This window comes from Streptomyces sp. FH025 (assembly GCF_017427025.1).
Classification (GTDB): domain Bacteria; phylum Actinomycetota; class Actinomycetes; order Streptomycetales; family Streptomycetaceae; genus Kitasatospora.
Window position 1 is genome coordinate 1 of record NZ_JAFLNG010000237.1, and the last position, 10,297, is coordinate 10,297.

Consider the following 10,297-nt stretch of genomic DNA (forward strand, 5'->3'; position numbering starts at 1 on the left):
CTCGACCTGGGCGGAGTGCGAGGCGTAGTCCACCGCGACCATCCGGGCGCGGACACCCTCGGCCTCGAACTCCGCCTTCAGCTCCTCCAGACCCTCGGGGTCACCCGAAACCACCACCGTGGCCGGGCCGTTGACCGCCGCCAGTGACAGACGCTCACCGAAGCGCGCGATCCGCTCCTCCGCGACGGCGGCGGAGCAGCTCACCGAGAGCATCCCGCCCAGACCCGCCAGCACCTTCAACGACTGCGACCGCAGCGCCACCACCCGGGCACCGTCCTCCAGCGACAGCATCCCGGCCACCGTCGCAGCGGCGATCTCACCCTGCGAGTGACCGGCCACCGCTTCGGGAGCCACACCCGCGGCCTCCCAGACGGCCGCCAGCGACACCATCACGGCCCACAGCGCCGGCTGCACCACATCCGCCGCCTCCAGCGCGGGAGCGCCCTCGGCACCCGCCAGCACATCGGCGAGCTTCCAGTCCACGTACGGCGCCAGAGCCTGCGAACACTCCGCCAGCCGGGCAGCGAACACCGGACTCACCGCGGCGAGCTCCCGGCCCATGCCGACCCACTGCGAACCCTGACCCGGGAAGACGAACACCGGGCGCGCATCGGCCCGGGCCACGCCCGAGACCACCGACCCGGCGGACGCACCCGCCGTCAGGCTGTCCAGCCCCGCCACGAGTTCCGCGCGGTCACCGCCGACCACGACGGCCCGGTGCTCGAACAGGGACCGGGTCGCGGCCAGCGACCAGGCCACGTCCTGCGGCTCGGCCTCCGGCCGGGCGGCCACCCACTCGCGCAGCCGGCCCGCCTGCCCCGACAGCGCCTTGGCCGACCGGCCCGACAGCGCCCACGCGCCGACCCCCGACAGCACCGGCTCGGTGGCCGTGGTCCGCGGTTCGGCGGCCTCCTCGGCGGGGGCCTCCTCCAGGATGACGTGCGCGTTGGTGCCGCTCATCCCGAACGAGGACACACCGGCCCGACGCGGGCGCTCCCCCGCCGGCCACGGCACCGACTCCGTGAGCAGCCGCGAGTTCCCGGCCGACCAGTCGATGTGCGGTGACGGCTCGTCCACGTGCAGCGTGGGCGGCAGTTCCTCATGCCGCAGCGCCAACACCATCTTCATCACACCGGCCACACCGGCGGCCGCCTGGGTGTGCCCGATGTTCGACTTCACCGAGCCGAGGAGGACCGGCCGGTCCTCGGGACGGTCCTGGCCGTAGGTGGCCAGGAGCGCCTGGGCCTCGATCGGGTCGCCCAGCTTGGTGCCGGTGCCGTGCGCCTCCACCGCGTCCACGTCACCCGCGGCCAGACCCGCGTTGTCCAGGGCGGCCCGGATCACCCGCTGCTGCGAGGGGCCGTTGGGCGCCGTCAGACCATTGGACGCACCGTCCTGGTTGACCGCCGAACCGCGCACCACCGCCAGCACCGGATGCCCGTTGCGGCGCGCGTCCGACAGCCGCTCCACCACGAGCATGCCCACGCCCTCGGCCATGCCCATGCCGTCGGCGGACGCGGCGAACGCCTTGGAGCGCCCGTCCACCGCCAGACCGCGCGCCTGGGAGAAGGCGATGAACCCGTCCGGGGCCGCCGTGACCGTGACGCCACCGGCGAGCGCGAGCGAGCACTCCCCCGCCCGGACCGACTGGCAGGCCAGGTGCAGCGCCACCAGCGACGAGGAGCACGCCGTGTCCATCGTCACCGCCGGGCCTTCCAGGCCGAGCGTGTACGACAGCCGGCCCGACAGGACGCTGGTCGCGTTCCCGGTCATCACGTGGCTGTCGATGCCCTCGAACTCCGAATCGCCGTCGAGGCTCATCGCGGCGTACCCCGAGCTGTAGCCGCCGACGAAGGCGCCGGTCTGGGTGCCCCGCAGGCTCGCCGGGTCGATCCCGGCCCGCTCGAAGGCCTCCCAGGACGTCTCCAGCAGCAGGCGCTGCTGCGGGTCCATCGCCAGCGCCTCACGCGGGCTGATCCCGAAGAACGCCGGGTCGAACCCGCTGACGTCCTGGAGGAAGCCGCCCTCCCGGGTGTAGGAGGTTCCGGCGTGCTCGGTGTCCGGGTCGTACAGGGCGTCGAGGTCCCAACCGCGGTCCTGCGGGAACGGACCGATCGCGTCCCGGCCCCCGGCCAGCAGCGCCCACAGCTCCTCCGGTCCGGCGACGCCGCCGGGGAACCGGCAGGCCATGCCGACGATCGCGACCGGCTCGTCCGTCACCGCGCCGGACGGCCGGACCGGGCCGGCCGCGGCGGGCAGGTCGCCCGCCAGCTCGCCGCGCAGCAGAGCGGCCAGGGCGACGGGGGTGGGGTAGTCGAAGACCAGCGTGGCCGGAAGCCGCAGCCCGGTCTCCGTCCGCAGCCGGTTCCGCAGCTCCACCGCGGTGAGCGAGTCGAAGCCCAGGTCGGTGAAGGCCCGGGTGGGCTCGACCGCCTCGGCGGAGGCGTGCCCGAGCACCGCGGCCACGTGGGCCCGCACCAGGTCCAGCAGCGTACGGTCGCGCTCCTGACCGGACAGGCCGGCCAGACGGCGGCGCAGCGCATCGGCGGCGTCGGCGCCGGTCGCGGCCTGGGCGGCGGCCGACCGGCGGACCCGGCCCCCGGCCAGCGCCCGCCACAGCGGCGGGACGTCACCGGTGCGGGCGGCGCGCGCCCGCAGGTCCGCCAGGTCCAGCCGGGCGGGCACCAGGACGGCCTCGCCGCGGGCCATCGCCTCGTCCATCACGGCCAGGCCCTCGTCCGCGCCCAGGGCCGTGACCCCGGAGCGGCTGATCCGGGTCAGCAGGTGCTCGCCCAGGTCCCGGCCGATGCCCGCCTCGTGCACCCACGGGCCCCAGGCCAGCGACAGGCCCGCCAGGCCGGCGGCCCGCCGGTGGCCGGCCAGCGCGTCCAGGAAGGAGTTGGCGGCGACGTAGTTGCCCTGCCCCGGCGCGCCGAAGATCCCGGCCGCCGAGGAGAACAGGACGAAGTTCTCGAGGTCGAGGCCCCGGGTCAGTTCGTGGAGGTGCCACGCGGCGTCGGCCTTCGGCCGCATGACCGCCGCCAGCCGGTCGGCGGTCAGGGTGCCGATCACGCCGTCGTCGATGATCCCGGCGGCGTGGACGACCGAGCCCAGCGGGCAGTCGGCCGGGAGCGCGGCCAGGAGCGCGGCCAGCGCGTCCCGGTCCGCGACGTCGCACGCCACGACCCGGACCCACGCACCGAGCTGCGCCAGCTCGGCGGCGAGCCCGGCCACCACCGGGGCGGCCGGCCCGGAACGACTGGTCAGCACCACGCCGTGGGCCCGCCCGGTCACGACCAGGTGACGGGCCACCAGGCCGCCCAACGTGCCCGTTCCACCGGTCACCAGGAGCGTCCGCCGGCCGTCGGCGACGGGGCCCGAAGGCCGTTCAACCGCTGCTCCAGCGCCGGACGGACGGTTGAGCCGGCGCCCGAACGCGCTCTCGCCGCGCAGGGCCAGCTCGGGCTCGCCGGCCGCGAGGACCGCCGGGAGGAGGGCGATCCGCCCGTCCGTACCGGCGGCGGGCAGGTCGACGAGGACCAGCCGGCCGGGGTTCTCCGCCTGCGCCGAGCGCAGCAGGCCCCGGGCCGCGGCGGCGGCCAGGTCGACCACGGCCTCGCCAGCCCCGACGGCCGCACCGCCCCGGGTGACGACCACCAACCGGGCGGACTCCAGGCGCTGTTCGTCCAGCCACTCCTGGGCCAGGGCCAGCGCGTCGGCGGCGAGCCGGCGGGCGGTCTCCGGGACCGTCCCGGCCTCCGGAGCCTCGGGCGTCGCCGGTGTCGCACCGACGCAGACCAGCACCACGTCCGGCGCGGCCTCACCCGCGTCCGTCGCCGCCGCGGCCTCGGCCAGGTCGGCGAACGACCGGACCGGCACGCCGACGGCCGCCAGTTCCCCGACCATGCCGAACCGGTCGGCGCCGATCAGCGCCCACCCGCCGGCCGGGGCGGGGGCCTCGGCCACCGGCACCCACTCCTCGACGAACAGCGCGTCCGCCGCCCCGCTGTCGGCGGCCCGCAGCTGGTCGGCCGACACCGGTCGGCTGACCAACGACTCCACCGACACCACCAGGGCACCGGCCGGGTCCACGGCCGTCAGCGCCAGACCGCCCCGGGCGTCGCGCCGCAGCCGGGCGCGGAGGACGGAAGCACCGCTCGCATGCAGCTCGACGCCGGTCCAGGCGAACGGCATCCGGACCCCGTCCGGCCGGCCGTCCGACTCCGCGTCCGACAGGGGCGTGCCCTCCAGCAGGGCGGCGTGCAGGGCCGCGTCGAGCAGCACCGGGTGCAGACCGAACGCCCCCGCCTCCCGCGCCACCGACTCCGGCAGCACCACCTCGGCGAACACGTCCTCACCGCGGCGCCAGGCGGCCCGCAGACCGTGGAACGCCGGGCCGTACACCTCGGCCAGCCGGACGTCGTACACCTCGTCGACGGCGAGCGCGGTCGCGCCCTCCGGCGGCCAGACCTCCAGCTCCTCCGGCGTCCGCGAGGCCGCCGGGGCCGGGGCCACCACGCCGCTCGCGTGCTGCGCCCAGGCCTGCCACAGGTCGGCGGCGTCGGGGCGGGAGAACACCTCGATCGCACGACGGCCCTCGGCGTCGGCCTCGGCCAGGACCACCTGGACCTGGACACCGGAGCCGTCGGCGGGCAGGACCAGCGGTGCCTGGAGGGTCAGCTCCTCCAGCAGACCGCAGCCCACCTGGTCACCGGCCCGCACCGCCAGCTCGACGAACCCGGTTCCGGGCAGCAGCACGGCCCCGCCGACGGCGTGGTCGGCCAGCCACGGGTGGGTGCGCAGGGACAGCCGCCCGGTGCACACCAGGCCGGTGCCGCCGGCCAGTTCGACGGCCGCGCCGAGCAGGGGGTGGTCCACCGCTCCCAGGCCCAGCGAGGCCGCGTCCTGACCGGCGCCCGCCAGCGACAGGGGCAGCATCCCCTGCGGCCAGTAGCGCTCATGCCGGAAGGCGTAGGTGGGCAGCTCGATCCGCTCGGCGGCCGGGAGGACGGATGTCCAGTCGACGGGCGCGCCGTTGACGAACGCCTCGGCGAAGGAGGTGACCAGACGGGCCGTCCCGCCCTCGTCGCGGCGCAGGGTCCCGCAGACGGCAGCCGGCACGATGCCCGGGCCCGCCTCCTGGGCGACCTCTTCGAGGGTGTCGTTCATCGCACCCATCAGCACCGGGTGCGGAGTGACCTCCACGAACACCTGGTGACCCTGGCCCGCGAGAGTACGGACCGCGCGGTCGAAGTGGACGGTCGCCCGCAGGCTGCCGTACCAGTACGCCGCGTCCAGCTCCTCACCCGTCAGCGTCTCGCCGGTCATCGCGGAGACCATCGGGACCCGGCCGCGACGAGGGCTGATCCCGGCGAGAACAGAGGTGATCTCCGCTTCGAGGCGGTCCACCTGCGCGGAGTGGGAGGCGTAGTCCACCGCGACCATCCGGGCACGCACACCTGCGGCCTCGAACTCCGCCTTCAGCTCCTCCAGACCCTCCGGATCACCCGAAACCACCACCGCCGACGGCCCGTTGACCGCCGCCAGCGACAGACGCTCACCGAAGCGCGCGATCCGCTCCTCCGCGACAGCGGCGGAGCAGCTCACCGACAGCATCCCCCCAAGACCCGCCAGCACCTTCAACGACCGCGACCGCAGCGCCACCACCCGGGCACCGTCCTCCAGGGACAGCATCCCGGCCACGGTCGCCGCGGCGATCTCACCCTGCGAGTGACCCACGACCGCATCCGGCGTCACCCCGGCGGCCTCCCAGACCGCGGCCAGCGACACCATCACGGCCCACAGCGCTGGCTGGACGACATCCGCCGCCTTCATCTCCGGCGCACCCTCGGCACCGGCCAGCACATCGGCGAGCTTCCAGTCCACGAACGGCGCCAGCGCCGCCTCGCACTCCGCCAACCGCGCCGCGAACACCGGACTCACCAAAGCGAGCTCCCGGCCCATACCGACCCACTGCGACCCCTGACCCGCGAACGCGAACACCGTCCGCACACCCGGCCGCGCCACACCCGACACCAGAGCACCACCGGGAACACCAGCCGCCAGGCTCTGCAACCCGGACACCAGCTCGCCACGCTCGCCGCCGACCACGACCGCCCGGTGCTCGAACGCGGACCGCGTGGTCGCCAGCGACCAGGCGACGTCCCGCGACGTCACCCCCGGCCGCGCGGCCACCCAGTCGGCCAGCCGCTCCGCCTGAGCCGCCAGCCCCTCGGCCGACCGACCCGACACCAGCCACGCAGCGGCACCTGCCACCACCGGCACCGTCTCCGGCGCCTGGACGGCTTCAACGACCTCGGCCGCCGGCGCCTCCTCCACGATGATGTGGGCGTTGGTGCCGCTCATCCCGAACGAGGACACACCGGCCCGACGCGGGCGCTCCCCCACCGGCCACGGCACCGACTCCGTCAGCAGCTCCACCTCGCCGGCCGACCAGTCCACGTGCGAGGACGACACCTCGGCGTGCAGCGTCTGCGGGATCCGCTCGTGCTGCAGAGCGAGGATCATCTTGATGACGCCCGCCACACCGGCGGCCGCCTGGGTGTGCCCGATGTTGGACTTCACCGAGCCCAGCCACAGCGGCCTGCCCTCCGGCCGGTCCTGACCGTACGTCGCCAGCAGGGCCTGGGCCTCGATCGGGTCACCCAGGGTGGTGCCCGTGCCGTGCGCCTCCACCACGTCCACATCGGCGGCGGACAGTCGCGCGTTGGCCAGCGCCGCCCGGATCACCCGCTGCTGCGAGGGGCCGTTCGGCGCCGTCAGACCGTTGGACGCACCGTCCTGGTTGACCGCCGAACCACGCAGCATGGCCAGAACGGGGTGCCCGTTGCGACGCGCGTCCGACAGCCGCTCGACCACGAGCATCCCGACGCCCTCGGCCCAGCCGGTGCCGTCGGCGTCCTCGGAGAACGCCCGGCACCGGCCGTCCGCGGACAGCCCCTGCTGCCGCGAGAAGTCGATGAACATGCCCGGCGTCGCCATCACCGTGGCGCCGCCGGCGAGCGCGAGCGAGCACTCGCCGGAGCGCACGGCCTGGGCGGCCAGGTGCAGGGCGACCAGGGACGAGGAGCACGCGGTGTCGATCGTCACCGCCGGGCCCTCCAGGCCGAGCGCGTACGACACGCGCCCGGAGAGCACGCTCGTCGCGTTGCCGGTCAGCAGGTGGCCCTCGACTCCGGCGCCTCCCTCGCCCGCCAGGGTGAAGCCGTAGCCCGAGGCGTAGCCACCGGCGAAGACACCGGTCGCACTGCCGTGCAGCCCCGACGGGTCGATGCCGGCCCGCTCCAGGGCCTCCCAGGACGCCTCCAGCAGCAGGCGCTGCTGCGGGTCCATCGCCAGCGCCTCACGCGGGCTGATCCCGAAGAACCCCGCGTCGAACTCAGCCGCGTCCCGGACGAAGGCGCCCTGCGCCACGTAGGACGTGTTCTCGCGCTCGCCGTCCGGGTCGTACACGCCCTCCAGGTCCCAGCCGCGGTCGGTCGGGAACCCGCCCACCGCGTCACCGCCCGAGGACAGCAGCTCCCAGAACGCCTCCGGGCTGCCGGCGCCGCCCGGGAAGCGGCAGGCCATGCCGACGATCGCCAGCGGCTCGTCCGTGGCCGCGGCGGTCACGGCGACGACCGCACCCGATCCGGCCGCCTCGCCGGTCAGTTCACCGCGCAGGAAGCCGGCCAGCAGCAGCGGGGTGGGGTAGTCGAACACGAGGGTGGCGGGCAGCCGGACGCCGCTCACCGCGTTGAGGCGGTTGCGCAGCTCGACGGCGGTCAGCGAGTCGAAGCCCAGGTCCTTGAACGAGCGCCGGTCCTCGACCGCGTCGGCGGAGGCGTGCCCCAGTACGACGGCGACCTCGGCCCGCACCACATCGGCGAGCACCCGCTCCTGCTCGGCCCGGCCCAACCCGGCCAGGCGGCGGGCCAGTTCGCCCTCGGTACGGGTGGCGTCCCCGGCCCCTCGGGCGGCGAGCCGGCGGACCTCGGGCAGGTCGCGGAAGAGCGGCACCTCCCGCAGGTCCGCGGAGCCCGATGCGGAGACCAGCAGGGCCCAGTCGACGTCCATCACGGTGACGACGGCGTCCGGGCCGTCCAGCGCCCCTCCGAGGGCGCGGGCGGCGAGCTGCGGGTCCATGGCCGGCATCGGGCCGCGCTTGACCCGGGCCCGTGCCGCCTCGCTGGACTCGGCGAACCCGCCACCGCCCCACGCGCCCCAGGCCACCGACAGACCGGGCAGCCCGCGGCCACGGCGGTTCTCCGCCAGGGCGTCCAGAAAGGCATTGGCCGCCGCGTAGTTGCCCTGACCGGCTGCGCCGAGCGTGGACGCGGCCGAGGAGAACAGGACGAAGGCGTCCAGGTCCAGGTCCGCGGTCAACTCGTCGAGCAGGACGGCACCTTCGGCCTTCACCCGCAGGACGGACTCCAGCCGCTCAGCCGAGAGGCCGTCCACCACTCCGTCGTCCAGGACGGCGGCCGTGTGCAGCACCGAGGACAGCGCCGGACCGGTCTCACCGATCCAGGACACCAGCCCGGCCAGCGCCGAACGGTCGCTGACGTCGCACGCCACGACGTCCACACTCGTACCCCGCCCGGCCAGTTCCGCGACGGTCGACGCGATGCCGGTGGCGGCGGGGCCCGAGCGGCCGGTCAGCACCAGCCGCTCCGCACCGCGCTCGGCCAGCCAGCGCGAGACGTGCCCGGCGATGGCACCCGTGCCACCCGTGATCAGCACGCTGCCGCGCGGGGTCCAGCGGTCCTTGCCGCGCAGCTGCGAGGCGCGGGTGAGCCGGCGGCCCAGGATTCCGGCGGACCGGACCGCGACCTCGTTCTCGCCGCAGCCCGCGAGCACTGCGACCAGGCGGGCACCCGCCCGCTCGTCCAGCACCTCGGGCAGGTCGACCAGACCACCCCAACGGTCCGGGTGCTCCAGGCCGACCACACGGCCCAGACCCCACACCTGCGCCTGCACCGGGTTGGCCAGCGCCTCACCCGGACCAGCCGCCACCGCGCCACGCGTGGCCAGCCACAGCGGCGCACCGATCCCTGCGTCACCCAACGCCTGCACCAGGGCCAGCGTCGTCGCCAGGCCACCGGTCACCGCCGGGTGCTCCGGCAGCACCGACTCGTCCAGCGCCAGCAGCGACAGCACACCGGCCACCGAGGAAGACTCCGCGGCCTCGCCCAGCAGCGCGGCCACCCCGGCCCGATCCACTGCTCCGGCCGGCACCTCGACCACGACGACCTCGGCACCACGCGCAGCCAACGCGGAAACACACGACTGCCCATCGAACCCAGCCGGAACCACCAGCACCCAGGTACCGGACAGCACCCGCGAGTCGGACTCGGCAACCGTCGCCCAGTTCACCCGGTAACGCCAGCCCGTGGTCACCAGCCGGTCCTTCTCGCGGCGCCGCCAGGACGCCAGGGCCGGCAGCACCTCGCTCAGCTGCTGCCCGTCCTCGATGGCCAGCGTGTCGGCGATGCGGGCCAGGTCCCCGTTCTCGACGGCCGCCCAGAACTCGGCCTCCGCCGCACTGCTCGCGCCGTCCGCACCGGCCGCCGGCGGCGTGAGCGGCACCACGCCCTCCGGCCAGAACCGCTGGTGGCGGAAGGCGTAGGTCGGCAGCTCAACCGGCGAACCGGCCGGCAGCACCGAACTCCACTCCACCGAAGCCCCGTTGACATACGCCCGGGCCAGACCCGTCACCAGGCTCGGGACACTCTCGTCGTTGCGCCGCTGGAGCGGGACGAAGACGGCCTCGTCGTTCCCGGTACCGGCCACGATGTCCGAACCCAGGGAGGACAGGGAGCCGTCGGGGCCGACCTCGATGAACACCGTGACGCCCTGCTTCGCGAGCGCGGCGACCGCGTCCGAGAAACGCACCGCCTGACGCGTCTGCGCCGGCCAGTAACCCGCCTCGCACTCCGTCACCAGCTCACCGGTCAGCGCACCCGCCCACATCACCTGCGGACGGCCGTACTCCAACCCTTCGGCCACAGCCGCGAGTTCACCGAGCACCGGATCCATCGCCGGCGAATGGAACGCGTGCGAGACCCGCAGCCGCCGCACCCGACGACCCCGCAGCCGCCACAACTCCACCACCCGATCCACAGCCTCCGTCTCACCGGAAACCACCACGGACTCCGGACCGTTGACGGCCGCGATCGCGACACCGTCCGCCAGAGCGGCCAGCACCTCCGCCTCCGGCGCGTTCACCGCCGCCATCGCACCACCACCGGGCAGCGCCTGCATCAGCCGAGCCCGCGCCGCCACCAGACGACAGGCA

1 protein-coding gene is annotated in these 10,297 nt (G+C 75.1%); it reads right to left on the reverse strand.

All coding sequences use genetic code 11. The features are described 5' to 3' along the window. On the reverse strand, positions 1–10,284 hold a 10,284-nt coding region (locus J0670_RS39945; protein WP_307806574.1), incomplete at its 3' end, for an SDR family NAD(P)-dependent oxidoreductase. Positions 10,285–10,297 lie beyond the last annotated feature (13 nt).